A 24,473-nucleotide genomic window follows, 5' to 3' on the forward strand; every position below is an offset into this window, starting at 1 on the left:
GGCCCGCGCGCCGTCAGAACGAGGCGTCGGCGGTGGTGACCAGCGTGTCGTCGCGGCTTTCCAGAATGCCCGCCCACACCGTGGTCTTGGGCAGTTCCCAGACATAGAAATAGCGGGCGGCGGCGAACTTGCCGTCCAGGAAGGCGCGCTCGGCCTCATGCGGGTCGCCGGCCAGCAGCCGGGCGGCGGTGGTGGCCTGACGCAGCCAGATCCAGGCCATCACGGTGTGGCCGAACTGGTGCAGATAGGCGGTGGCATTGGCGAGATAAAGCTCGGTCTCACCCGCCTGGATCAGCGGCGCCAGGGCTTCCGTGGTGTGGCGCAGGCGCGCGACCGCGGCCTCGAAATCATCGGCCAGCCGGGTCAGGCGCGGATCGCCGGCGGCGCGTGCCTCGGCGACCGACGCCGCGAAGCGCTGTGACAACGCCTTCAGGGCGGCGCCGTTCATCATCGTGACCTTGCGGCCCAGCAGGTCCATGGCCTGGATGCCGTTGGTGCCTTCATGGATCGGATTCAGGCGGTTGTCGCGGTAATACTGCTCCACCTGATATTCGCGGGTGAAGCCATAGCCGCCATGGATCTGGATGGCGTGGACATTGGCCTCCAGGCAGTAATCCGACGGCCAGGCCTTGGCGATCGGGGTCAGGATATCCAGCAGCAGCAGCGCCTCGGCGCGGGCCTCGTCGGTCGGGCCGGTGTCCTGTTCATCGACCAGCCGGGCGCAGGTCAGCGTCAGCGCCAGCCCGCCCTCGACCGCGGCCTTCTGGGCCAGCAGCATCCGTTTCACATCGGCGTGGTTGACGATCGGTACCTGCGGGCTCGACGGGTTCTTGTCGGTGGGCAGCCGGCCCTGTGGGCGGTCGCGGGCATAATCCAGCGAATGCAGATAGCCGGCATAGCCCAGCATCACCGCACAGCGGCCGACGCCGATCCGGGCCTCGTTCATCATCTGGAACATATAGGTCAGGCCCTTGTGGGGTTCGCCCACCAGATAGCCGACCGCCCCGCCGTTCTCGCCGAAATTCAGCATGGTCGAGGTGGTGCCGCGCCAGCCCATCTTGTGGATCAGCCCGCCCAGCGCCACGTCGTTGCGCGCGCCCAGGCTGCCATCCTCGTTGACCATCACCTTGGGCACGATGAACAGCGAGATGCCCTTCACGCCGGCTGGCGCGCCCTCGATCCGTGCCAGCACCATGTGGATGATGTTGTCCGACAATTCATGATCGCCGGCCGAGATGAAGATCTTGTTGCCCGAGATGCGATAGCTGCCATCGTCCTGCGGCACCGCCCGGGTGCGGACATCGGCGAGGCCGGAACCCGCCTGCGGCTCGGTCAGCGCCATGGTGCCGAAGAACCGGCCGGCGAGCATCGGGCGCAGGAAGCGCTCGCGCTGGTCGTCATTGCCGAAGCTCTTGATCAGGTTGGCGGCGCCGATGGTCAGGAAGGTGTATGACGCGGTCGCGACATTGGCGCCGTCGAACAGCGCATAGCAGGCATGGGCGACGGTGGTCGGCAGCGACATGCCGCCCCAGTCCTCGTCCTGGGCGGCAGCCAGAAGCCCGGCATCGATGAACTGGGTCACGGCGGCCTTGACCTCGGGGATCATGACCACGCGGCCGTTCTCGAAACGCGGCTCATGGGTGTCGTTCTTGCGCAGATGCGGCAGGTAATGGTCGACCGCGATCTTCATCGACAGGTCGATCGCCGCGTCGAAGGTCTCGCGGTTGTGATCGGCGTAACGCGGCCGGCTGGTGAGGCTTTCGACATCGAGCATGTCGTAGAGCATGAAATCGAGGTCGCGGCGGTTGATGATCTTCTGGTCCATGGCGTCGGACCTCCCTGAAAATGACGATGCCCCAGTGGGCGTTGAACCACCAAACGTTCGGTCGGGCGTCACGCGGATAAAAAAGGGGGCGGAGACCACGCAGTCTCCGCCCCCTTCATCGATGGCCGGCCCGTGGCGGTGCCGGCGTCGGCCGTCGACCGGGTCTGGCCATTGACCGGGTTTGGCCTATGACCGGTCAGGCAATCAGGCGGCGCTGCGGATGAAGCCCACCATCCGGTCGAGATGATGGTCGCGGTCGCCGAATTCGCCCTCGATCATGGTCAGGCGCTTGAAGTAATGGCCGCCGGCATATTCCTCGGTCATGCCGATACCGCCATGCAACTGGATGCCGGCCTGACCGACCAGGCGCGCCGAGCGCGAGGCATGGGCCTTGCAGGCCGCAGCGGCGCGGGCGCGCTGGGCGTCGTCGTCGGATTCCGCCAGTGCCATCGCCGCCGCATAAGCCAGCGACCGGCTCTGTTCGAAGTGGTTCATCATGTCGACCGCGGCATGCTGGAGCACCTGGAAATTGGCGATCGCCACGCCGAACTGCTCGCGGGTCTTCAGATAGTCGACGGTCAGGGTGTGCAGCGCCTTCATGGCACCGATCGCCTCGGCCGACACCGCCACCGCCCCGTGGTCGAGCAGGTCCGACAGCAGCCCGGCGCCGCCATCGACCTCGCCCAGCACCGCATCGGCGCCGACCGCAACATTGGTCAGCGTGACATCGGCGGCCCGGCCGCCATCGACCGTGCGATAGCCGCGCAGTGACACGCCATCGGCGTCGCGGTCGATCAGGAACAGGGTGATGCCATCGGCGTCACGCTCGGCACCGGCGGTGCGGGCGCTGACGATGATCTTGTCGGCATGCTGGGCGTTGCGGACCACCGCCTTCACGCCCGACAGGGTGAAACCCTCGCCCGACCGCTCGGCTTTGGTGGTCACGCGGGTGCGGTTGTAACGGCCGCGGGGCTCGTAATGCGCGAAGGCGATCTTCAGCGCGCCCTCGGCGACCCGGCCCAGCAGATCGTCGCGGACATCCGCCGCGGCGCCGACGGTCAGGGCGCGGGCGCCCAGAACCGCGGTCGGCATGAAGGGTTCGAGCACCAGGCCGCCGCCCAGGCGTTCCAGGATCAGGGCCGCATCGACCATGCTGCCGCCGATGCCACCCTGATCTTCAGGCACCATCACCGCCAGCAGGCCCATATCGGCCAGCGTGCCCCAGTTCCTGGCCGAGATGCCGTCCTCGGTCTCGGAGAGCTTGCGCCGCGCGTCGAAGGCGTATTCGTTGCGCACGAAACGCTCGACGCTCTCGATCAGAAGCTGTTGTTCGTCGCTGAGTGAGAAGTCCATGAACTGTCGGTCCTCTGTCCCGGTCGCGCGTCAGAGGCCAAGGAAGGCCTTGGCGATGATGTTCTTCTGGATCTCGTTCGAGCCGCCATAGATCGAGCTCTTGCGCCAGTTCAGATAGTAAGGCGCCGCCAGATTGGCCTCGGTGCTCCAGATCGGCTCGCCGTTCCAGCCGGGATGCTGGCTCTCGGGCAGATAGGGCTGGGCATAGGGGCCGACCGCTTCCAGCAGCAATTCGGTGATCGCCTGCTGAATCTCGGTGCCCTTGATCTTCAGCAGCGAGGATTCAGGGCCAGGACGGCCGCTCTTCGAGGTCGTGATCATCCGCATGACGGTCGCGTCCAGCGCCATCAGCTCGATCTCGATATCGGCCAGCCGCTCCATGAAGCGGGCATTCTCGATCAGTGGGCGGCCCGCGTCGTCCAGTTCCCTGGCGGCCAGCCCCTTCAGCTTCTTCAACTGATGGCGAGAGCGGCCGACGCCGGCGATGCCGGTGCGTTCATGGCTGAGCAGGAATTTGGCATAGGTCCAGCCCTTGCCTTCCTCGCCCACCAGGTTCTCGGCCGGCACCCGCACGTCCTCGAAGAACACCTGATTGACCTCGTGGCCGCCATCGATGGTGATGATCGGCGTCACCGAGATGCCCGGGGTCTTCATGTCGATCAGCAGGAACGAGATGCCTTCCTGCTTCTTGGCGGTGTTGTCGGTGCGCACCAGGCAGAAGATCCAGTCGGCATACTGGCCGAGCGTGGTCCAGATCTTCGAGCCGTTCACCACATACTCGTCGCCCTCGCGCACAGCACGGGTCTTGAGCGAGGCCAGATCCGAGCCCGATCCCGGTTCGGAAAAGCCCTGGCACCAGAAGTCTTCCGACGACAGGATGCGCGGCAGGAAATGGTCCTTCTGTGCCTGATTGGCGAAGGTATAGAGCACCGGGCCGACCATGCTGAAGGCGAAGGCGATCGGTGCCGGCGCGCCGGCCGCATTCATCTCCTGATCGAAGATATAGCGCTTGATCGGATCCCAGCCGGTGCCGCCATATTCCTTCGGCCAGGCCGGCGCGACCCAGCCCTTGTTGTACAGAATCTTCTGCCAGCGGACGAAATCGTCCTTCGGCAGATGAATGCTGCGCTCGAAGCGCGCCTTGATGTCCTCCGGGAAGGACGTCCGCATGAATTCGCGGACCTCTTCGCGGAACGCCTGATCTTCGGCGCTGAGGGTAAGCTTCATCGCGCCCCTGCTCCCTGAAAAATCGGATCCTGTCGGACCCTTGCCCGGGACCGTCCCCCCCTCAAGGCCAGTCCATCCCTGCTAAAACATACGGCTGTTCGACGGCGAGGCCAGCGAAATCCGACCGGATTGAGACAAAATATCGCCATGCCTCAACGCCGGACCGAGGCGCGCCGGGGGGGCGCCGTCTGGTCGAAGATGGTCGTCTCGGCCGGGCGACCGGTGCCGCCCGGCCGGCCGGGGTCAGCGGCCGCGGTCGTAATCGGCGAAGGACCGCCCTTCGGCGACCAGGGTCTCGATCAGCTTGGCGGGCTTCCAGCGGTCGTCGAGCGCGGCGTGGAAGCGCTTGATGTCGGCCAGCACCTTGTCCAGACCGATCAGATCGGCCTGGAACATCGGCCCGCCGCGCCAGGCCGGAAAGCCATAGCCGAAGCAATAGATCACATCGACGTCGCTCGCCCGGATCGCCATGCCTTCCTCAAGGCATTTGGCGCCTTCGTTGATCAGCGCATAGAGGCAGCGCTTGAGAATTTCCTCATCGGAAATCTCGCGCCGCTCGATGCCGGCGGCCTTCGATGCCTCGACGATCAACTGCTCGATCTTCGGGTCGGTCACCGGAACCCGGCTGCCGCCCTCATAGAGATAATAGCCGGCCTTGGTCTTCTGCCCGAAGCGGCCCATCTCGCAGATCTGATCGGCGACGGTCGGCCAGAACAGGTCGTTGCGGCGGGTGGCTGCGCGGCGCTTGCGGATCCGCCAGCCGACATCCAGCCCGGCCATGTCGCCCATGGTGAACGGTCCCATGGCCAGGCCCCAGCGCTGCATGACGCCGTCGACCTGGGCCGGCATGGCGCCTTCCAGCAGCATCAGCTCGGCCTGCTGGCCATAGGGCTCCAGCATGCGGTTGCCGACGAAGCCGTCGCAATTGCCCACCAGCACCGGGACCTTGGCGATGGTTCTGGCCAGCTTCATCGATGTCGCGATGACCTGATTGGAGGTCTTGGCCCCGCGCACCAGCTCCAGCAGCGGCATCACGTTCGCCGGGCTGAAGAAATGGGTGCCGATCACGAATTCCGGCCGCGAGGTGGAGGCGGCGATCTCGTCGACATCGAGGGTCGAGGTGTTCGATGCCAGGATCGCGCCGGCCTTGGCGACGCTGTCGAGGGCGGCGAACACCTTTTTCTTGATGTCCATCTCCTCGAAGACGGCCTCGATGATGATGTCGGCCTCAGACAGCGCGTCGTAATCGAGCACGCCCTCGATCAGACCCATGCGCTTGTCCATGGCCTCCTGGGTCAGCCGGCCCTTGGCGACGGTGTTGGCATAATTGCCGCCGATGATGCCAAGACCGCGATCGAGCGCCTCCCTGGTCATTTCCAGCAGCTTCACCGGAATGCCGGCATTGGCGAAGCACATGGCGATGCCGCCGCCCATGGTGCCGGCGCCGATGATCGCGGCGGTGCGGATGGGCAGGGTGGGGGTGTCGGAGGGCACGTCAGGGATCTTCAGCGCCTCGCGCTCGGCGAAGAAGATATGGCGCAGCGCCTTCGACTGGTCCGACTCGATCAGCCCGGTGAAGATCTCGCGCTCGCGCTTCAGGCCGTCCTCGAAGGGCAGGGTGACCGAGGCGGTGACGGAATCGAAGCAGCCGACCGGCGACATCTGGCCACGGGCGGCCTTGACCACCGCCTTGCGCATCGCCTCGAACCGGGCCGGATCGAAGGCCTTCACCTTCTCGTCCATGTCGCGCACCCGGCGCAGCGGCGCGTTCTCGGCGATCAGCTTTTCGGCGAAGGCCACGGCACCCGGCACCAACTCGTCGACGATCGCATCGACGATGCCGAGCTTCAGCGCCTTGCCCGCGGGCACGAACTTGCCGGTGGTGATCATGTCGATCGCGGCCTCGACGCCGGCCACGCGCGGCAGGCGCTGGGTGCCGCCGGCGCCGGGCAGGATGCCGAGCTTCACCTCTGGCAGCCCCACCTTGGCCGCGGCCACGGCCACGCGGTAATGGCAGCCCAGCGCCACTTCCAGGCCGCCGCCGAGGGCCGTGCCATGGATGGCGGCGACAACCGGCTTGGTGGCGTTCTCATACGCCTCGATCACGCCGTTCAGATCGGGATCGGCCAGCGGCTTGCCGAATTCGCGGATATCGGCGCCGGCAATGAAGGTGCGGCCGGCACCCACCATCACAAGGGCCCGGGCCTCGTCGTCGGCCAGGCCCTGGGCCAGGCAGTCGAGCAGGCCCTGGCGGACATGCTGGCTCAACGCATTGACGGGCGGATTGTCGACGGTGATGACACCGACCTGACCCTGGCGTTCGTAGCGGACACTCGTCGTCATGAATAGGTCACCTCAGGCTGTCCGTCTCTCGCGTCGTCCAGGGGAGGGAGCGGTTGATATCGCGAGCGAGCGGAGATGGCACCAGACGGCGCGGGCTGGCCCCGGTCATGGGGCCGGCCCGCGCCGCGGGACATGCAGGGGTATAGGCCTGCGTGGGTAACAAACTACGCGTTCTGCCTCAGACCTCCAGCCATTCCTTGCGTATGGCGGCATCCTCTGCAAGGGCTGCGGGTGTACCCTCATACACGATATGGCCGTGGCCCATCACATAGAGCCGCTGGGAAATTCTGAGCGCGATGGTCAGTTTCTGTTCGACCAGCAGCACGCTCACCCCCCGGCGGGCGATCTCGGTCAGCAGATCGCCGACCTGTTCGGTGATCTTGGGCGCCAGGCCCTCGGTCGGCTCGTCGACCATGATCAGGTCGGGATCGCCCAGCAGGGTGCGGCACATGGTCAGCATCTGCTGTTCACCGCCCGAGAGCACGCCGGCCAGGGTGTCGGCGCGCTCCTCCAGGCGTGGAAACAGCTTGAACATGTCCTGAACCGACCAGCGGCCGCCGCCGCGCGCGCGTTTCTGGCCAAGCGCCAGATTGCTGCGCACGGTCAGCGTCGGGAAGATCGAGCGGTCCTCGGGCACATAGCCCAGGCCCTTGTGCGCGATCTCGTGCGGCTTCATCCCGGCGATGTTCTGGCCACGATAGTTGACCGTGCCCTGCGGCGGCACCAGCCCCATGATCGCCTTGATGGTGGTGGAGCGACCAACGCCGTTGCGGCCCAGAAGGCTGACGATCTCGCCTTCCTTCACGTTGAAGCTCACACCCTGAAGGATGTGGCTCTTGCCGTAATAGGCGTGGAGGTCGCGGACATCGAGCATCATGGTCATGCCGCTTCCTCGCCGAGATAGGCCTGCTGGACCGCGCGGTTCTTGCGGATATCGGCCGGCACGTCGGTTGCGATCACCTCGCCATAGACCAGCACCGAAATCTGGTCGGCCAGACCGAAGACCACGCCCATGTCATGTTCCACCATCACCAGGGTCTTGCCCTCGGTGACTGAGCGGATCAGTTCGACCGCCTGTTCGGTTTCGGTGTTGCTCATGCCCGCCGTGGGCTCGTCGAGCAGGATCACATCGGGATCGCCGGCGATGGTCAAGCCGATTTCCAGTGCCCGCTGTTCGGCATAGGACAGGAAGCCGGCCAGAACCTTGCCACGCGACTGAAGGTGAATCCGCTCAAGGATCGCCTCGGCATCCTCGTTCAACCGGCGCTGTTTGGCGACCATCTGCCAGAACGAGTATTTATAGCCGCGCGACCACAGCAGGGCGCAGCGGATGTTCTCGAACACCGTCATCTTCGGGAAGATGTTGGTGACCTGGAAGCTGCGGCTGAGGCCGCGGCGGTTGATCTGCTGGGCGGCGAGGCCGGTGATTTCCTCGCCATTCAGCTTGATCGAGCCCGACGAGATTGGAAACCGGCCGCTGATCAGGTGGAACAGGGTTGATTTGCCGGCGCCGTTCGGGCCGATCACCGCATGGCGATGGCCTTTCCGCACCTGAAGGTTCAGCCCGCGGATGATCTCGGTGGGGCCGAAGCTCTTGCGCAGATCGGTGAGTTCAAGGGCAAGCCCGGTCATCACGCCGCCTCCTGCTTGATGTCGTGGATCACGCCATCCCAGCTGTGCCTGATCCGCCGGATCGCCAGACGGAACAGGAACCCGCCGATCACGGTGGCGGCGATCGCCAGCAGCCAGGGCGTCATCGCCTGCACCGACACGTCCTGCCCGAACAGCGCCATCGGGATCGAGGCGTCATAGGTGGTCGACATGTAATAGTTCATCTCGATCAGGGCCACGAGACCCACACCCATCACCAGGAAGGTCGCCAGGCCGATCGCATAGGGCACGATCAGGCGGTTCAGGCGCCGGGCCTGCCAGATCGGCTCATGCAGGGTGATTATCCCGGCAAGCCCCATCGGCGCGAACATCACCATCACGATGAACAGCACGCCGAAATAGAGCTGCCAGGTCTCGGTGATCGACGACAGGCTGAGCTGGAGAATGGTGACCAGAATGGCACCAAGGATCGGGCCGGCGAAGTTGCCGACGCCGCCGATAAAGGTCATCAGCAGCACCGAACCCGAGGTGATGGCACTGACATTCTCGGCGGTGACGATTTCATAGTTCACGGCGGTCAGGCCGCCGGCGACGCCGGCGAAGAAGCTGGCCAGCGTGTACTGGACGAAGCGCACCATCCGCGGGTCATAGCCCACGAAACGGGCGCGTTCCTCGTTGTCGCGCACGGCGTTGGCCATGCGGCCCAGGGGCGTGCGGGTCAGCAGATACATGGCGATGGTGCAGATCAGGCACCAACCGGCGATCAGGTAATAGACATCGATCTGCGGGCCATAGTTGAAGAACAGGCCGGTGTGGGTGACGCGGTTGCCCGAAATGCCGCTTTCGCCGCCGAACAGCTCCGGGAACATCGACGTGCCGGCATAGACCAGCTCGCCGATGCCCAGCGAGATCATCGCGAAGGTGGTGCCGGCGCGGGCGGTGGAGATCCAGCCGAAGATCGCGCCGAAGATCAGGGCGCCGAAGCCGCCGGCCAGCGGCAGAAGCTCCAGCGGCAGCGCGAAGCCCTCGGGCGAGATCGCGTTCAGGACATGGATCGCGGCGAAGCCGCCCAGGCCATAGAACACCGCATGGCCGAAGGACAGCATGCCTCCCTGGCCGAGCAGCATGTTGTACGACAGCGCGAAGATGATCGAGATGCCGATCTGGCTGAGCATCGACCGCGAGAAGCCGGTGGTCATGATCTGCGGTGCCACGATCAGCACGATGATCGCGAAGATCCACAGGCCATAGCGGCCAAGGAATCCGCCGCCCCGGTCGCCGCGGGCGCCGCCGCGCAGGGCGGCGGCACCGGTCTTGCCGGTGGGAAGGGTGCGGTCACTCATGATTCGCGCGTCCCCATCAGGCCCTTCGGGCGGAAGATCAACATCAGCACCAGCATCAGATAGGGCAGGATCGGCGCGGTCTGCGACACCGAGATCCGGGCCAACGTGCCGATGAAGCCGTCAGTCGGCAGATAGATGCCGATGGCGCCCAATGTGCCGCCCAGCGACCAGTCGAGCGCCACGGCCAATGTCTGGATCACGCCGATCAGGATCGAGGCGACGAAGGCGCCACCCAGCGACCCCATGCCGCCGAACACCACGACCACGAAGATGATCGGCCCCAGCAGGAAGGCCATGCCGGGTTCGGTGACCAGGATCGGGCCGCCGATGACACCAGCCAGCGCCGCCAGCGCCGTGCCGCCGCCGAACACCATCATGAACACCCTCGGCACGTTGTGACCCAAGGCCGCCACCATGTCGGGATGGGTCAGCGCCGCCTGGATGATCATGCCGATCCGGGTGCGGGTGATGGTCAGGAACAGCGCCACGAACATCAGCACCGCGATCAGCAGGATGAACGCGCGATAGGCCGGGAAATTGGTGCCGAGCAGCGTGAAGAAGGTGTAGTTCAGATCGGCGGGCACCCCGTAATCGACGGGAATACGCCCCCAGATCATCACCACGATTTCCTCGATCAGGAAGGCCAGGCCGAAGGTGAACAGCAGTTCGGCGACATGGCCGAATTTGTGCACGCGCCTGAGGCCATAGCGCTCGATCAGCATGCCGATGCCGCCGACCAGCAGCGGGGCCACGATCAGGGCCACCCAGAAGCCGGTCACCGTGCTGATCTGATACGCGAAATACGCGCCCAGCATGAAGAAGCTGGCATGCGCGAAATTCAGGACACCCATCATGCTGAAGATGAGCGTCAGCCCGCTCGACAGCATGAACAACAGCATGCCGAACAGCACGCCGTTGAGGAGGGAGAAGACGACGATTTCCAGCATCTCGCCCTTCAGTCTATGCGAGGTGTGGCGTGGCCGGCTTCGGCCGACGCGTCAATGGCGCGCGGTCGGGGGGTGGCCGGTCGCCGACGCCCCCGGATACGTCGCAAGCCCCGGATGGGGGGCCGTTCGGTTCCGTGGTGCCCGTGGGCGGTGGTGGCGGCGGGGCGATGGCGGGGGCATCGTCCGGCTCGCGGAGCACCGGCCCTGAGGACATGCAGAGGCCGCCGGTGTCGGACAAAACGCTATGCCAGACAGGCGCGGGGCCGGAACAGAAACGGTGGCGGGCCGTCCCGGCCGGATACCGGTGCTTCCGCGGGGCGGAAGCCGGACCGGCCGGGGCGGCGGATGCCAAGCCCGGTCAGCTCGGACGCTGCATCTTGCAGGTCGTCGCGGTCTCGGTGTCGGCGCCGTCGATCTTGGCGTCGGTCTTCCAGCCAAGGCCGGTGTGCTCGGTGTCGTACTTCACGCCCTTGGTAAAGGTCGAGATGTACAACGGCTGAGCAAGCTGATGGTCGTCGGCGCGCATGGTCACGGGGCCGAAGGCGCTCTGATAGGTCATGCCTTCCAGGGCCTTGGCGACCTCGACCGGCTGGTCGCTCTTGGCCTTGTCCATGGCGTCCTGAAGCATGGCGAGCATGGTGCGGATGCGGCCATAATAGAAGTCGAGGTCATACTTGCCCAGGAAGCCGACATAGGCATCCTCAAGCACCTTGGTCTGGTCGGACGGGGTCTCCACCGGCAGGTTGGCATGCCATTCGGTGACCTGCTTCACCTTGCCGGCGCCAGCCTCGCCAATCGCGGTGGGCGCGCCCAGGCCGCCGCCGTAATAGGTGTAGTACTGGACGTCGAGGCCGGCCGAGGCGCTGGCCTTGACCAGCAGCGCCAGATCGGCGCCCCAGTTGCCGGTGATCACGGTGTCGGCGCCCGATGCCTTGATCTTCGAGATATAGGGCGAGAAATCCTTCACCTTGCCGACCGGATGCAGGTCGTCGCCGACAACCTCGACGTCGGGCCGCTTCTCACCCAGCAACTTGCGGGCGATCTTGGACACCGCCTGGCCGTGCGAGTAGTCCATATTGATCAGATAGACCTTCTTAACCGAAGGCTGATCCTTGATGTAGTTGGTGATCGCCTCCAGCTTCATGTCGCTGTTGGCGTCGAAGCGGAAATGCCAGAAGTTGCAGGCGTCGTTGGTCAGGCTGGGATCGACGGCGGCATAGTTCAGGTACAGAACGCGGCTGTCGGGATTGCGTTCATTGTGCTTGGCGACAGCCTCGCTCAACGCCGCGCCGACATGGCTGCCATTGCCCTGTGTGATGTAATGCACGCCCTGGTCGATCGCGCTCTTCAGCGCGACCAGGCTGTCCTTGGGGCTCGACTTGTTGTCGATCGCGACCAGTTCGAGCTTCTTGCCATTGAAGCCGCCATGCGCGTTGAAATAGTCGATGAAGTACGCGAAGTGCTTGGCACCGGCGTCACCAACATTCGCGAACGGACCCGACAGCGGGTCGATATAGGCGATCTTGATGGTGTCCTCGGCATGTGCTGCACCGGCCATGCCGAATGCGGCCACGGCGAGCGCGATCGCGCTGGTCATGGCGGTCAGTGTCTTTTTGGGCGTCAACGCAGCCTCCCTTGGCATTCTACGTCGTTGCGTAGCGGCAACCTTGTCGGCCCGTCTCTGGCGGTGCCGGTGGTGCCTCTTGGAGCGGACCACAGATGATCACCTGCTGATCACCTCTGATCCCCGACCGGTCGTTCACGACCGTTGGTGTTGTTGGCGGAGGGGCGCGTGGCCCGGCCTCACTCCACGATTGCTTATAGCCTAAACGATCCAGATCTTCAAAAACAGCGAAATATGATTTCGCATACCGGAATTGAAAGCAAACTCTTGAAAAGAGACAAACGTTCTGCCCATAATCACCGGTGGATGAATAATAAATCGCCTCTACCAAAAGGCGCAAACCGAGAGGAGACCTTAAACTCATGCGCGTTATTCATGGGCTGGACGACCTGAGATCTGCCGTCGGCAGCGAGCTGGGCGTCAGTGACTGGGTTCTGGTCGATCAGGATCGGATCAACAAGTTCGCCGAGGCAACCGGCGACTATCAGTGGATTCATCTGGATGTGGAGCGGGCTGCCCGCGAAACACCCTGGAAATCGACGATCGCCCATGGCTATCTCACCCTGTCGCTGGTGCCGATGCTGATGGCCGGGATCTGGTCCGTGGAAGGGGTCGCCTCCTCGATCAACTACGGGTCCAACAAGGTGCGCTTCACGTCACCGGTTCCGGCGGGCAGCCGCGTCCGCGGCCGTGCGGTTCTGAAGGCGGTCGATGATCAGGGGCCGGGCTCGGTGCGCCTGACCGTGGAACTGACGGTGGAGCGTGAAGGCCAGGACCGGCCGGTCTGCGTTGCCGAAACCCTGTCGATCCTGAATTTCGCCTGAGCCCGGATATCTGATCCCTGGCAGATATCATGCACCGGCCCCGCACTCGGGCGCGGGGCCGGTGCATGACGATCAGGCCGTCGGCAGCTTGTGGTCCTTGAAGATCTGGCGGAGCTGTGCCTTCAACACCTTGCCCGTACCACTATGGGGCAGTTCGTCGACCAGCACCACATCATCGGGCAACCACAGTCGCGCCACGCGCGAGGTCAGCCAGGACAGGATTTCATCCTTGTCCGGCGTCTCGCCCGGTTTCGGCACCACGATCAGCAGCGGGCGTTCATCCCATTTCGGATGGGCGACCCCGATGACCGCGGCCTCGGCGACCTTCGGGTGGCCCATCACCGCGTTTTCCAGATCGATCGAACTGATCCATTCGCCACCCGATTTGATGACGTCCTTGGCGCGGTCGACGATGTGCATGTAGCCGTCGGCATCGATGGTCGCCACGTCGCCGGTGCGGAACCAGCCATCCTCGTCGAAGGCCGCCAGATTGGCCTCGTCATTATGGTAATAGCCGCTGGTGATCCAGGGGCCTGAGACGAGCAGTTCGCCGAAGGCCGTGCCGTCATGCGGCAGCGCCCGGCCCATGGGATCGACGATCTTCATGCCGACCATGGCGACCATCCGGCCCTGGGTCGCCTTCAGCGCATAGCGTTCCTCGGCCGGGCGGTCCAGATCCTTGCGCTTCAGAATGCCGATGGTGCCCATCGGGCTCATCTCGGTCATGCCCCAGGCATGGGCGACGTCGACGCCGAATTCTTCCTCGAAGGTGCGGATCATCGACACCGGTGCCGCCGACCCGCCGATCACGATGCTTTTCAGCATGTCGAGCCGCTTGCCCGACTGGCGGAGATAGTTGATCAGGTTCAGCCATACCGTCGGCACACCGGCGGTCAGGGTCACGCCTTCCGCCTCGAACAGCTCATGCAGGCCCTCGCCGTCCAGGCGCGGGCCGGGCAGAACCAGCTTGGCGCCGAACATGGCACAGGCATAGGGGATGCCCCAGGCGTTCACATGGAACAGCGGCACCACCGGCAGCACGACCTCGCGCCCCGAAACGCCCACGCCCTCGGCGCAACCGGCCGCCATCGCATGCAGCACGGTCGACCGGTGGCTGTACAGCACGCCCTTGGGCTTGCCGGTGGTGCCCGAGGTATAGCAGAGCGACGATGCGGTGCGCTCGTCCAGATCCGGCCAGTCATAGCTGGCGGGCTGGCCGGCGATCAGCTCTTCATAGCAGAGGAGATCGTCGAAACCGGGCGGGGTTTCGGGCATATGGGCCCGGTCGGTCATCACCACCACATGGCGCAGATGCGGCAACTGCCCCTGCAGGCGCGCCACCAGCGGCACGAAGGTCGGGTCGACGAACAGAACCTCGTCCTCGGCATGGTTGAGGATATAGGCCATCTGGTCGGCGGCGAGCCGGGGATTGATGGTGTGGCACACGGCCCCCATCCCCGAGATCGCGAAATAGAGTTCGAAATGGCGGTGATTGTTCCAGGCCAGGGTCGCGACCCGGTCGCCTGGCGCCACTTTCAGGCTGACCAGACCATTGGCCAGCGCCTGCACCCGGTCATAGGCCGCGCCATAGCCGTAACGGTGGATCGTGCCTTCGCAGTTGCGCGACACGATCTCGGTCGTCGCATGACAGCGGGCGGCATATTGCAGAAGAGTGATGATGGACAATGGTGCATCCATCATCTGCCCCATCAGCGGCAGAAGACGCGACATGGATTGGATATTCCTCCCTGGGTGGCAGCATGTGGGCACCGCTTTGCGATGCGCCGGGCGCCCATAGTCTCTTGTGCCGGCTCTTGATCGGCTGGCTGGCGTTATGGTGGCGGCTCCCGCGCGACAGGTCAAACATTTGTCTCACCCATTCCGCGGAAGATTGCGTCTGCGACCACGTGACGCGACCGCATGTTTCCGGACGGAAATTGACCGGTCGTTCAACCGCATGGAAGCATCGCGCGTGAACCGCGGTTCACGCGCCGCCGCCGGGCAGGCTGTCGATCAGAGCCTGAAGGGCGGTGCGGTCGCCGGCCCAACTGCGGTCCACGCCCAGCGGGGTAATCGACACGTGACGATCCCGCAGGGCCTGGATGTCGCAATCGGCCGAGCGGTCGGGGCCGCGCCGATCGAAGCGCAACCACAGATCGGTGTCGCCGTGATGGTCGACCTCGGCCTCCACCCGGATGCCGCCGATCATGCCATGGCCCTGGCGGGTCAGCCGGGCACCCTGCACGTCCGCGGGCGGGCAATCGGGGAAGTTGATGTTCAGCATCACGTCCTCGGGCCAGCCCCGGGCCAGCAACCCGCGCAGCATGGCCGGTGCCAGCGTTCGCGGCGTGTCCCACGGCACGAAGGACGGATCGCGGAAGGTCTGGCTGAGCGCGATGGCCGGAACGCCCATCAACTGGGCGGTGGTGGCGGCGCCGACTGTGCCGGAATAGACCACCTCTTCCGCCAGATTGGCGCCGCGATTGACCCCGGACAGAACCAGATCCGGCCGGGCATCGGGCATCACATGGGCCAGCGCCACTGCCACGCAATCGGCCGGCGTGCCATCCACCCGATAGCGCCGTGGCCCGATCTCGTGAACCCTGAGCGGCCGGCGGATGGTCAGCGCCGTCGATCCGCCACTGCTGTCGAGGGTGGGGGCGACCACCCAGACCTCGGGCGCCAGCGCATGCGCAATCTCTTCCAGCACCGCCAGGCCTTCGCCGTCGATGCCGTCGTCATTGGTGAGCAGGATGCGCTGGGGCATCTGGCGCGGCGAACGGGTCATCGGCGGCAGGTATCCTCTGGCGGAAGGGCTGTGGCGTGGCGGAAGGGCTGTGGCGGAAGGGCTGTGGCGGCCGGCGATGTCAGGCTGAAGCGAGACAGTATTAGATATCGTCTCGTTCAAACGAACGTTTGACGCAAGCGATGAAACCGGAAACACTGCCCGAGATCAAGCGCGAAGGGCAAAACCACCGGCTGCATGGCTTTCATGGCCGGGCGCGAGGAATAATCGATGCGGAGGGAGACGCGAACCATGAGTGCTGCTGTGGCGCGGGCCGGACGGCTTGAAGGCAAGGTGGTTCTGATCACGGGTGCGGCGGGCGGTCTGGGCCAGGCGATGGCGCATCTGTTCGCCGCCGAGGGCGCGACCCTGGTGCTGACCGATCTGGGCCAGGACCGGCTGGACGCGCTGAAGGCGGCGCTGTCGTCCAGCGGCTATGACCGGGTTCTGGTGATGGAGCAGGACGTCACCGACGAGGCGCTGTGGGAAGAGGTGATCGACAAGACCGTCGCCGGCTTCGGCCGGCTGGACGTGCTGGTGAACAATGCCGGCATCGGCTATATGGCCGATCTTGAGGAAACCAGCCTCGCCGAGTGGAAGCGGGTTCACGCGATCAATTCTGAAGGCCCGTTCCTTGGCACCCGCAAGGCCATCAAGGTGATGAAGCTGACCGGCGGCGGCTCGATCGTGAATATTTCCTCGATCGCCGGCCTGATCGGTGCCGTCAACCTTGCCGCCTATTGCTCCAGCAAGGGCGCCGTGCGGCTGTTCACCAAGGCGGCGGCGCTGCATTGCGCGCGGCGCGGCTATAACATCCGGGTCAATTCGGTGCACCCGTCCTTCACCGAGACGCCGATGGTGCGCGATATGATCACCAGCGCCCGCAATCCTGACAAGATGGAAGCCGCACTTGCGACCGCGGCGCCGATGGGCCGGATGGGACGGCCTGAAGAGGTCGCCTATGCGGTGCTGTATCTGGCCAGCGACGAGAGCAGCTTCGTCACCGGCACCGAGCTTGCGGTCGATGGCGGCAACACCGCCGCATAAGACGGGACTCCGACCGATCCCGACGACGACACCCCACAAGAAACCGCTCTTCAGGGAGGGGCTGCGCCCCATGACCATGCAGAACCCGATGTTCGACCTGACCGGCAAGGTCGCCGTGATCACCGGTTCCACCCGCGGCATCGGCAAGTCGATTGCCGAGCAGATGGCGGCGGCGGGCGCCAAGGTGGTGATTTCCAGCCGCAAGCCCGAGCCCTGTGCCGCCGTGCGTGCCGAGCTGGTCGCCCGGGGCGCCGAGGCGATCGACGTGCCGTGCAATATCAGCAGCAAGGAAGACTGCGAGCGGCTGATCGCCGAGACCCGCAAGGCCTTCGGCCGGGTCGACATCCTGGTCGGCAACGCCGCGAGCAATCCCTATTATGGGCCGGCCGCCGACATGCCCGACGAGGCGTTCGTCAAGATCATGACGAATAATGTGCTGTCCAATCTGTGGCTGTGCAATCAGGTCGTGCCCGAGATGAAGGAGCGCCGCGACGGTGCGATCGTGCTGATCTCGTCGATCGCCGCCATTCGCGGCACACCGGTGCTGGGCGCCTATGCGGCATCGAAGGCGGCGGAAGCCCAGATGGTGCGCAACCTCGCCATCGAATACGGGCCGCACAACATCCGCATCAACGCGATCGCCCCCGGCCTGATCAAGACCGATTTCGCCCGCGCGCTGTGGGAGAACCCCAAGATGCGCGAGAGGGTCGAGAAGTCGGCGCCGCTGCACCGCATCGGCGAGCCTGAGGATATCGGCGGCGCCGCGGTGTTCCTGGCCTCGAACGCCGCGCGCTTCATCACCGGGCAGTTGCTGGTGATCGATGGCGGCGTCACGGTTGGTGATACGCTCTGACCGGCGACATGCCCTGACACGGCAGGCGGGCGGTGGCGCACGGGGCAATGGCCCCTGGCGCGCCGTCTGTGCCAACATGGTTCCGGCCGTCGATGGCGGAACGCGCGGTCCGCACCGGGCCGATGGTCTTGTCGATCATCGGTGGACGGGGTGGCCCGCGCGTTCCGCGTCGATGTGTTCCGGAATCCAAGATCCGGCCTCACCCAAGATAACCGCCGTCCACAGATCCGGAGATCCCACGCCCCATGTCCGGCCCCAATCTCGTCCCGGTCCGCGAGGCGCTGCGCCTCGACGAGGCAGCGCTGTCCGCCTATCTCACCGGGCGGCTGCCCGAACTCGATCCCGCCGATCTTCGGATCCTGCAATTCGAGGGCGGGCAGTCGAACCCCACCTATCTGCTGGAGAGCGCCGGCCGGCGGTATGTGCTGCGCAAGAAGCCGCCGGGCAAGCTGCTGCCATCGGCCCATATGGTGGAACGTGAATACCGCTTCATCGCCGGTCTGGCCGACAGCGACGTGCCGGTGCCCCGGGCCTATCTGTTGTGCGAGGACACCGACGTCATCGGCACGGCGTTCTATGTGATGGATTATGTCGAGGGGCGGGTGCTGACCGACCCGTTGCTGCCCGGCCTGTCACCGGCCGAGCGCGGCGCCACCTATGACGAGTTGAACCGGGTGATGGCGGCGCTGCACAAGGTGGACTTCGCCGCCGCCGGCCTGTCGGACATGGGCAAGACCTCGGACTATCTGGCGCGCCAGATCAGCCGCTGGAGCCGGCAGTACGAGGCGAGCAAGACCCACGAGATCCCGGCGATGGACAAGCTGATCGCCTGGCTGGGCGCCAATATTCCCGCCGATGACAGCGTGTCGATCGTTCATGGCGATTTCCGGCTGGCGAATGTGATCTTCCATCCGACCGAGCCGAAGATCCTGGCGGTGCTGGATTGGGAGTTGGCGACGCTCGGCCATCCGCTGGGCGATTTCGCCTATAACGCCATGTTCTACAGCCTGCCCGCGGGCGACGAGGGCTTTCCCGGACTGGGTGGCGCCGATCTGGCGGCGCTGGGCGTGCCGGGCGAAGACGCGTATGTCGCGGCCTATTGCCGGCGCACCGGCCGTGATCACATCGACAACTGGGCCTTCTACAAGGCCTTCGCGATGTTCCGGCTGTCGGCCATTCTGCAGGGCGTCTATCACCGTGGCATCAGCGGCAATGCCAGTTCCGAACGGGCCAGGCTGGTCGGCGGCCGGGCGGCGCTGCTGGCGGAACTGGGCTGGCGGCAGGTCAGCGGCGACTGAGGCCGCGAGGCCGCCCGCCTTCCGGAAGGCGGGCGGCCTCAATCACATGCCGAGCAGGGCATAGATCCGCTTGGTATAGGTGCCGAAGGCGTCTGTCGTCTTCATGTCCAGCCGGCGCGGATAGGGCAGGTCGATCGCGAAATGATCGGCCATGCGCGCGGGGCCCGATGTCAGCACCGCGCATTGCGATCCCAGGAACACCGCTTCCTGGATCGAGTGGGTCACGAAGATGATCGTCTTGCGGCTCTCGCCCCAGATCCGCAGCATTTCAAGGTTCATCTTCTCGCGGGTCAGCGCGTCGAGCGCGCCGAACGGCTCGTCCATCAGGATCAGCTTGGGGTCATGGACCAGGGCGCGGGCGATGGCCGCGCGCTGCTGCATGCCGCCCGACAATTCATAAGGGTATTTGGTCTCGAAGCCCGACAGCCCGACCATGGCCAGCAGCTCGCGGGCACGGGTCTCGGCCTCGCGGCGTGGCAGGCCCAGGATCTGGGCCGGCAGCATCACATTCTGCAGGATCGTGCGCCATTTCAGCAGCAGGGCCTGCTGGAACACCATGCCGACATCGCGGCCGGGCGTGAAGGCCGAGCTGGCGTTGCCGATCCGGACCAGGCCGTCATCGGCGTCGTGCAGCCCGGCCAGGATCTTCAGCAAGGTGCTCTTGCCGCAGCCCGACGGCCCGACCAGCGACACCATGTCGCCTTCGTTCACGTCCATGGTGACGTCCGAGACCGCGACGAATTCCCGCGTGCCGGACCGATAGACCTTACGGACGCCGTTCAGCCGGATCAGCGGTTCGGTGGCGGATGTGGTCATGACAGCCAGCGCTCCAGGTTCGCGGCGACAAAGTCGTCGTCTGACAGATCGGCATGCTCGCGGCACACCCGATCGAGTTCCGCCGCCTGGCCCGGGCTCAACCCTTCATGCGGGTCCAGGCACCAGATGCCGTCGAGCAGGCCCTGGCGGCGCAGCACCTCGTGGCAGCCGGCGATGCAGCCATGGAAGTCGTTGGCGACATCGAAGAAGGCGGCGTTGCAGTCGGTGACCCGGCTGTCGAGGGCGAGCAGATCGGCCGGAACGGCACCGGCCGCGACCGCGCCCTGCAACCGCTCCAGCATCCGCGCGGCGCTTCGCGTCCACACCGACCAATGGCCCAGAAGGCCGCCCCGGAACCGCACCGTCACCGGCGCGCCGTCGCGCATCACCGTGAACGGGGTCAACAGGTCCAGCACGATATGGTCGTCATTGCCGGTATAGAGCGTGACCCGGTCTTCCGCCCGGGCCGCGACCACGCCGCGCATGATGTCGAGCGTCGCATAGCGGTTGAACGGTGCGGCCTTGATCGCCACCACATTGTCGATGGCGGCGAACCGCGCCCAGAAATCGGCAGTCAACGCCATGCCGCCCACGGCCGGCTGAAGATAGAACCCGATCAGCGGGATCTCGGCGGCCACCCGTTCGCAATGCGCGATCAGCGCGTCGGTGTCATGCCCCTTCAGCGCCGCCAGGCTGAGCAGCCCGGCGTGATAGTCGAGCCCGACGGCGGTGCGGGCTTCGGCCACCGCCTGACCGGTGTCGCCGGCCAGCCCCGCCACCATCACCAGCGGCCGGTCGGTCCAGGCTCTGGCATCGGCCATCGCCGCCGCCAGCACCGGTTCATACAGCCCCACATCGCGAATGGCGAACTGGGTGGTGTGAACGCCCACCGCCAGCCCGCCCGCGCCGGCATCGACATAATAGCGGGTCAGGGCGCGCTGGCGGCGGCGGTCGAAGCGCCGGTCCTGGTCCAGCGCCAGCGGATGCGCCGGGATGGCGGTGCCGGTGCGCAGCCGCTCCAGGATCTCCGGCGGCAGGGTCGAGCGATGCAGGGTCATGGGCGGAGTCCTTGAGACAGGAGCGGCGGGTCAGCCGAATTCCGGGCCGGCGGCGGCGAACAGCCGGCCGGACGTGCCAATGGGGACGGGGTGGCCGCAGGCCATGCGCAGGAACGGGCGGCTGGGCATGAAGCGCTGCGCACCCAGATGCTGGCCGAGGGCGGTATGATGGTCGGCCAGATCGATGATCACCGGCCCGTCGATCGCGGCGCAGGCGGCATTCAGCAGATCGGCCGCCGCGGCGTCGTTCGTGGCGACCAGCGGGCCGATCTGAGTGGCGGTCCGGCCCGGCCGGCTGAGCACGAAGCCCGTGCCGTCGCCGTGCACGAAACCCGGTGTCCCGCTGCCGGCCAATCGGCCGAGCAGGGTGGCCCGGGCTGCGCCGAGCGCCTGTGTGTCCAGCGCCAGGATTGCCGGCAGATCATCGGCGGTGGCGGGGCGGCAGCGACCGGCGGCGCCCCTCACGTCGCCGCCGCCCTGGCCCTGCCAGCGGGTCAGGCCGAACCAGGGCAGAAAGCCCAGCGGCCGATAGACCCGCTCCCCCGCCGGTGTCGCGTCCAGCACCGGCAGCAGGCCGGCCGCGCGGCAATGGTTCAGGCAGGCGTTCAGGATATGGGTGCCAAGGCCCCGGCCGCGCTGTGCGGCCCGGACCAGAACCATGCTGATCCAGGCGATATCGGGCCCGTGCGGCAGCACCGCGCCGGTGGCGAGCAGGGCGCCATCCTCGCCGGCAATGGCGAACACCGTGCCCGCATCGAAGAACACCGACCAGTCGGCGGCGGTCTGGTTCCAGCCGGCCTGGCCTGAGAGGTCCAGGCAGCCGGCGATATGGTCGGGGCCGATCCGGCCGACCTTGGGTGGCGCTGCGTCAATAGGTGCCATCCCGCACCTCGAAATGGGTGGGCTTGCCCAGAGCCGGGCGTTCCTTCGCCACCCAGTCCGCCACCCAGTCGATCATCCGGGCCAGCGGCACGGCGGGGTAGCCGAACAATCCGCAGGCCTGGGCGGTGTTGGTCAGCCAGGCGGTCGGGGCCTCGGTGCCGGTGACGATCGCCTCGCGGCCCAGCCGTTCGGCGAAGGTGCGGGCCAGCCAGCGCACCGCGATCGTCTCAGGGCCGGAGACGTTGATCGGGCTGGTCGGGCCGGTGGCATGGGCCAGGCAGCGCAGCGCCTGGGCATTGGCGTCACCCTGCCAGATCACGTTGACATGGCCCATGGTCACGTCGACCGGCTCGCCGTCGCGCACCTTGCGCGCCACGTCGAACAGCACGCCATAGCGCAGATCGACCGCGTAATTCAGCCGGAACAGCCGGCCCGGCGTACCGTAGACCTCGGAAAAATGCCCGAAGATCCGCTCGCGGCCGATGCACGAGAAGGCATATTCGCCGGGCGGGTTCAGGACTGAGTCCTCGGTCGAGCCCTGGCTCGCGACATCGACGAACGGATAGACGCAGCCGGTGGAGAAGGCGACGATCCGGCTGTCGCGGAAGGCTTCCGCCACCATCGACGGGACATGAACGTTCATCGCCCAGGTCAGATTGGCCGATCCGGTGGCGCCGAATTTACGCCCGGCCATGAATACCACATTGCGGGCTTTCGGCAGGGCCTCGATCGCGTCGCGGTCCATCAGGTCGCAGGCGATGGTCTCGACGCCATGCGCCTCCAGGCTGTCGCGCAGGCCCGGCTCGCTGAAGCGGGCGACGCCGAAGACGCGCTTGCCCGGTGCCGCGTTGCGGGCAAGGCGGGCGAGCGTCGGCCCCATCTTGCCGCCGACGCCCAGCACCATGATGTCGCCGTCGATGCTGGCCAGATCGGCCGCCAGCGCCCGGCTGGGGCGGGCCATGAAGGCGTCGAGCGCATCGGCGCTGTCGAAATGGTCGGGCAAGGCGGTGTCATCGAGCCAGGTGGTCATGTCATCCTCGCATCTCTGGGGAGGAACAGGTGTTCGGCGACGAGCACCGCGAGATACAATCCAAGGCCGAGCAGGGTCAGCAGCACCACCGCCATGAACATGGCCGGCGTGTCGAGCGACGCCTGAACCTGGATCATCAGATAGCCGAGGCCGCGTTCCGAGGCGATGAACTCGCCCACCACCGCGCCGGCGACCGCCAGGATCGCCGCGACCTTCATGCCCGAGAACAGATAGGGCAGGGCGCCGGGCAGTTGGATATAGCGGAAGGCCTGCCAGCGCGAACCTTTGAGCGAGCGCACCAGATCGAGCAGATCGGGTTCGACCTCCTTCAATCCACGCACCGTGGTCAGCAGGATCGGGAAGAAGCACAGCAGGAAGGTGATCAGGATGTTGGTGCCGATGCCATAGCTGAACCACACGATCACCAGCGGCCCGAGCGCAACCTTGGGGATCATGTTCAGCGTGACCAGCAGGGGAAACGCCAGCAGTGACAACGGCCGCGACCACGAAAAGGCCAGCGCCAGCGCCACGCCCACCACCACCGACAGCACATAGCCGCCGAAGATCTCGGTCGCGGTGACCAAGGTATTGCCGCTCCAGTCATAGCTGGATTTGCCTAGAGTGGTGACGATGCCGCTTGGCGCCGGCAGCACGAAGGCCGGGATGTCGAACAGCCGGACCAGCGCCTCCCACAGCGCGATCGCGCCCAGATGGACGGCGGCGACGATCAGCCAGCGGCGCCGCGTCGCGGCCCGTTCCGCTCTGGCCTCCGCCCCGCCGCCACCTGTGGTGTCCACGGTGTTCGTCATGGCCTCTGTCCCTTTCCACCCCTGGGGAATGCGATCAGCCTAGGGCGGGTGCTGAAATCAGTCAACTAAACAGTTGACTTAATCTTGCAAGGCAGCGGCCTCTCTGGGCTGAAGGGCCGACAGCACAAAATCGATGACATGGCGCCGTCGCCGCGATACCTCCCGTGCCGTGTCGAGATTGGTATCAAATATGGCCGAGAGTGTATGGTTGTTGGCGAAGAAGAAATAGGCCAGACCGGCGATCGAGATATAGACATTGATCGGGTCCATATCGGTGCGGAACACGCCATCCCGCGCACCTCTGGCCAATGTCTCGTCGATCATCCGCACCAGGGGCGAATGCATCGCCTGGATCTGTGGTGATGACTTGACGTGGCGGGCCTCGTGACGGTTCTCGTCGTTCAGCAGCGCCACCAGTTCGGGATGCTCGGCCAGATGATCGAACGAGAAGCCGACCAGCCGTTCCATGGCCGCGACCGCCGGCAGATCGGCCAGATTGAGCGATTGTTCCCGGGCGCGGATTTCTCCATAGACCTGTTCCAGCGCCGCACGGAACAGATCGTCCTTGTTGCCGAAATGATGATAGACCAACTGCTTGTTCACGCCGGCCCGGTGGGCGATCTCGTCGACCCGTGATCCCGCCAGGCCCTTATCGGCGAATTCGGCAATGGCGGCGGCCAGAAGGGCGCGTCGGGTCGCCTCCGGATCGCGCTTCTGGCGTATCGGCCGCTTGTCATTCATCCGGGCGGTTTCTTCCATCGGGGGTAGCTTCCATATTATCAACCAACCAGTTGATTT

The 24,473-nt window shown here is 65.7% G+C and carries 21 protein-coding genes; 4 read left to right on the forward strand and 17 right to left on the reverse strand.

Features of this window, described 5'->3' with window-relative positions:
- Positions 1–13 precede the first annotated feature (13 nt).
- From WG924_RS21170 to WG924_RS21210, 9 genes are all read right to left on the reverse strand, one after another.
- The gene (locus WG924_RS21170; protein WP_345935038.1) at positions 14–1,825 is read right to left on the reverse strand and encodes an acyl-CoA dehydrogenase; all 1,812 of its coding nucleotides are present in this window, start codon (positions 1,823–1,825) and stop codon (positions 14–16) included.
- Between the two features lie 204 nt (positions 1,826–2,029).
- Complete coding sequence (locus WG924_RS21175; protein WP_345935040.1) at positions 2,030–3,178, reverse strand: acyl-CoA dehydrogenase family protein; 1,149 nt, start codon at positions 3,176–3,178, stop codon at positions 2,030–2,032.
- A gap of 30 nt (positions 3,179–3,208) precedes the next feature.
- Positions 3,209–4,405: an acyl-CoA dehydrogenase family protein gene (locus WG924_RS21180; RefSeq protein WP_345935041.1), complete on the reverse strand. Its 1,197-nt coding sequence runs from the start codon at positions 4,403–4,405 to the stop codon at positions 3,209–3,211.
- A gap of 243 nt (positions 4,406–4,648) precedes the next feature.
- Positions 4,649–6,748, reverse strand: coding sequence for a 3-hydroxyacyl-CoA dehydrogenase NAD-binding domain-containing protein (locus tag WG924_RS21185; RefSeq protein WP_345935042.1), 2,100 nt, complete (start codon positions 6,746–6,748; stop codon positions 4,649–4,651).
- A gap of 178 nt (positions 6,749–6,926) precedes the next feature.
- A complete protein-coding gene (locus tag WG924_RS21190; protein WP_345935085.1) occupies positions 6,927–7,622 on the reverse strand; it encodes an ABC transporter ATP-binding protein in 696 nt (231 codons plus the stop codon).
- A 5-nt stretch (positions 7,623–7,627) separates the two neighbouring features.
- Positions 7,628–8,380: an ABC transporter ATP-binding protein gene (locus WG924_RS21195; protein ID WP_345935043.1), complete on the reverse strand. Its 753-nt coding sequence runs from the start codon at positions 8,378–8,380 to the stop codon at positions 7,628–7,630.
- Positions 8,380–9,702 (reverse strand): branched-chain amino acid ABC transporter permease, encoded by a 1,323-nt coding sequence (locus WG924_RS21200; protein ID WP_345935044.1) that lies wholly within the window; start codon positions 9,700–9,702, stop codon positions 8,380–8,382. The genes WG924_RS21195 and WG924_RS21200 overlap by 1 nt, the downstream gene beginning before the upstream one ends.
- Entirely contained in the window at positions 9,699–10,649 is a 951-nt protein-coding gene (locus WG924_RS21205; RefSeq protein ID WP_345935045.1) for a branched-chain amino acid ABC transporter permease, read from the reverse strand. Before WG924_RS21205 ends, WG924_RS21200 begins: the two co-directional genes overlap by 4 nt.
- Positions 10,650–11,007: 358 nt before the next feature.
- Positions 11,008–12,246 (reverse strand): branched-chain amino acid ABC transporter substrate-binding protein, encoded by a 1,239-nt coding sequence (locus tag WG924_RS21210; protein WP_345935046.1) that lies wholly within the window; start codon positions 12,244–12,246, stop codon positions 11,008–11,010.
- Positions 12,247–12,635: 389 nt separating this feature from the next.
- On the opposite strand from WG924_RS21210, the gene WG924_RS21215 reads away from it, so the two are divergent.
- Positions 12,636–13,097 (forward strand): MaoC family dehydratase, encoded by a 462-nt coding sequence (locus WG924_RS21215; RefSeq protein WP_345935047.1) that lies wholly within the window; start codon positions 12,636–12,638, stop codon positions 13,095–13,097.
- 72 nt (positions 13,098–13,169) lie between these two features.
- Here WG924_RS21215 and WG924_RS21220 read toward each other — a convergent pair whose 3' ends face one another.
- Together WG924_RS21220 and surE are read right to left on the reverse strand one after the other, a co-directional pair.
- A complete protein-coding gene (locus WG924_RS21220) occupies positions 13,170–14,828 on the reverse strand; it encodes a long-chain-fatty-acid--CoA ligase (RefSeq protein ID WP_345935048.1) in 1,659 nt (552 codons plus the stop codon).
- A 253-nt stretch (positions 14,829–15,081) separates the two neighbouring features.
- Positions 15,082–15,885, reverse strand: coding sequence for a 5'/3'-nucleotidase SurE (surE, locus tag WG924_RS21225; protein ID WP_345935049.1), 804 nt, complete (start codon positions 15,883–15,885; stop codon positions 15,082–15,084).
- Between the two features lie 249 nt (positions 15,886–16,134).
- Here surE and WG924_RS21230 point away from each other — a divergent pair, with 249 nt between their 5' ends.
- From WG924_RS21230 to WG924_RS21240, 3 genes are all read left to right on the forward strand, one after another.
- Positions 16,135–16,929, forward strand: a complete 795-nt coding sequence (locus WG924_RS21230; protein WP_345935050.1) for a glucose 1-dehydrogenase — start codon at positions 16,135–16,137, stop codon at positions 16,927–16,929.
- A 76-nt stretch (positions 16,930–17,005) separates the two neighbouring features.
- Complete coding sequence (locus WG924_RS21235) at positions 17,006–17,782, forward strand: SDR family NAD(P)-dependent oxidoreductase (RefSeq protein ID WP_345935086.1); 777 nt, start codon at positions 17,006–17,008, stop codon at positions 17,780–17,782.
- Between the two features lie 245 nt (positions 17,783–18,027).
- Positions 18,028–19,080, forward strand: a complete 1,053-nt coding sequence (locus WG924_RS21240; RefSeq protein ID WP_345935051.1) for a phosphotransferase — start codon at positions 18,028–18,030, stop codon at positions 19,078–19,080.
- Between the two features lie 42 nt (positions 19,081–19,122).
- Here the strand turns inward: WG924_RS21240 and WG924_RS21245 are convergent, their stop codons facing one another.
- The 6 genes from WG924_RS21245 to WG924_RS21270 form a co-directional block, all read right to left on the reverse strand.
- Positions 19,123–19,896, reverse strand: a complete 774-nt coding sequence (locus tag WG924_RS21245; protein WP_345935052.1) for an ABC transporter ATP-binding protein — start codon at positions 19,894–19,896, stop codon at positions 19,123–19,125.
- Positions 19,893–20,954: a dihydrodipicolinate synthase family protein gene (locus WG924_RS21250; protein WP_345935053.1), complete on the reverse strand. Its 1,062-nt coding sequence runs from the start codon at positions 20,952–20,954 to the stop codon at positions 19,893–19,895. Before WG924_RS21250 ends, WG924_RS21245 begins: the two co-directional genes overlap by 4 nt.
- 30 nt (positions 20,955–20,984) lie before the next feature.
- Entirely contained in the window at positions 20,985–21,836 is an 852-nt protein-coding gene (locus tag WG924_RS21255) for a GNAT family N-acetyltransferase (RefSeq protein ID WP_345935054.1), read from the reverse strand.
- Complete coding sequence (locus WG924_RS21260; RefSeq protein ID WP_345935055.1) at positions 21,823–22,866, reverse strand: NAD-dependent epimerase/dehydratase family protein; 1,044 nt, start codon at positions 22,864–22,866, stop codon at positions 21,823–21,825. Before WG924_RS21260 ends, WG924_RS21255 begins: the two co-directional genes overlap by 14 nt.
- Positions 22,863–23,675, reverse strand: a complete 813-nt coding sequence (locus tag WG924_RS21265) for an ABC transporter permease (protein ID WP_345935056.1) — start codon at positions 23,673–23,675, stop codon at positions 22,863–22,865. Before WG924_RS21265 ends, WG924_RS21260 begins: the two co-directional genes overlap by 4 nt.
- Positions 23,676–23,753: 78 nt before the next feature.
- Positions 23,754–24,434 (reverse strand): TetR/AcrR family transcriptional regulator, encoded by a 681-nt coding sequence (locus WG924_RS21270; protein ID WP_345935057.1) that lies wholly within the window; start codon positions 24,432–24,434, stop codon positions 23,754–23,756.
- Positions 24,435–24,473: the final 39 nt, after the last annotated feature.

Source organism: Tistrella arctica, from assembly GCF_039630945.1.
Classification (GTDB): Bacteria; Pseudomonadota; Alphaproteobacteria; order Tistrellales; family Tistrellaceae; genus Tistrella; species Tistrella bauzanensis.

What these genes read in the sequence shown, in the direction of transcription:
- WG924_RS21170 (WP_345935038.1), bottom strand. Translation starts at nt 1,825, where the DNA reads ATGGACCAGAAGATCATCAACCGCCGCGACCTCGATTTCATGCTCTAC.
- WG924_RS21175 (WP_345935040.1), bottom strand. Translation starts at nt 3,178, where the DNA reads ATGGACTTCTCACTCAGCGACGAACAACAGCTTCTGATCGAGAGCGTC.
- WG924_RS21180 (WP_345935041.1), bottom strand. Translation starts at nt 4,405, where the DNA reads ATGAAGCTTACCCTCAGCGCCGAAGATCAGGCGTTCCGCGAAGAGGTC.
- WG924_RS21185 (WP_345935042.1), bottom strand. Translation starts at nt 6,748, where the DNA reads ATGACGACGAGTGTCCGCTACGAACGCCAGGGTCAGGTCGGTGTCATC.
- WG924_RS21190 (WP_345935085.1), bottom strand. Translation starts at nt 7,622, where the DNA reads ATGCTCGATGTCCGCGACCTCCACGCCTATTACGGCAAGAGCCACATC.
- WG924_RS21195 (WP_345935043.1), bottom strand. Translation starts at nt 8,380, where the DNA reads ATGACCGGGCTTGCCCTTGAACTCACCGATCTGCGCAAGAGCTTCGGC.
- WG924_RS21200 (WP_345935044.1), bottom strand. Translation starts at nt 9,702, where the DNA reads ATGAGTGACCGCACCCTTCCCACCGGCAAGACCGGTGCCGCCGCCCTG.
- WG924_RS21205 (WP_345935045.1), bottom strand. Translation starts at nt 10,649, where the DNA reads ATGCTGGAAATCGTCGTCTTCTCCCTCCTCAACGGCGTGCTGTTCGGC.
- WG924_RS21210 (WP_345935046.1), bottom strand. Translation starts at nt 12,246, where the DNA reads ATGACCAGCGCGATCGCGCTCGCCGTGGCCGCATTCGGCATGGCCGGT.
- WG924_RS21215 (WP_345935047.1), top strand. Translation starts at nt 12,636, where the DNA reads ATGCGCGTTATTCATGGGCTGGACGACCTGAGATCTGCCGTCGGCAGC.
- WG924_RS21220 (WP_345935048.1), bottom strand. Translation starts at nt 14,828, where the DNA reads ATGTCGCGTCTTCTGCCGCTGATGGGGCAGATGATGGATGCACCATTG.
- surE (WP_345935049.1), bottom strand. Translation starts at nt 15,885, where the DNA reads ATGACCCGTTCGCCGCGCCAGATGCCCCAGCGCATCCTGCTCACCAAT.
- WG924_RS21230 (WP_345935050.1), top strand. Translation starts at nt 16,135, where the DNA reads ATGAGTGCTGCTGTGGCGCGGGCCGGACGGCTTGAAGGCAAGGTGGTT.
- WG924_RS21235 (WP_345935086.1), top strand. Translation starts at nt 17,006, where the DNA reads ATGCAGAACCCGATGTTCGACCTGACCGGCAAGGTCGCCGTGATCACC.
- WG924_RS21240 (WP_345935051.1), top strand. Translation starts at nt 18,028, where the DNA reads ATGTCCGGCCCCAATCTCGTCCCGGTCCGCGAGGCGCTGCGCCTCGAC.
- WG924_RS21245 (WP_345935052.1), bottom strand. Translation starts at nt 19,896, where the DNA reads ATGACCACATCCGCCACCGAACCGCTGATCCGGCTGAACGGCGTCCGT.
- WG924_RS21250 (WP_345935053.1), bottom strand. Translation starts at nt 20,954, where the DNA reads ATGACCCTGCATCGCTCGACCCTGCCGCCGGAGATCCTGGAGCGGCTG.
- WG924_RS21255 (WP_345935054.1), bottom strand. Translation starts at nt 21,836, where the DNA reads ATGGCACCTATTGACGCAGCGCCACCCAAGGTCGGCCGGATCGGCCCC.
- WG924_RS21260 (WP_345935055.1), bottom strand. Translation starts at nt 22,866, where the DNA reads ATGACCACCTGGCTCGATGACACCGCCTTGCCCGACCATTTCGACAGC.
- WG924_RS21265 (WP_345935056.1), bottom strand. Translation starts at nt 23,675, where the DNA reads ATGACGAACACCGTGGACACCACAGGTGGCGGCGGGGCGGAGGCCAGA.
- WG924_RS21270 (WP_345935057.1), bottom strand. Translation starts at nt 24,434, where the DNA reads ATGGAAGAAACCGCCCGGATGAATGACAAGCGGCCGATACGCCAGAAG.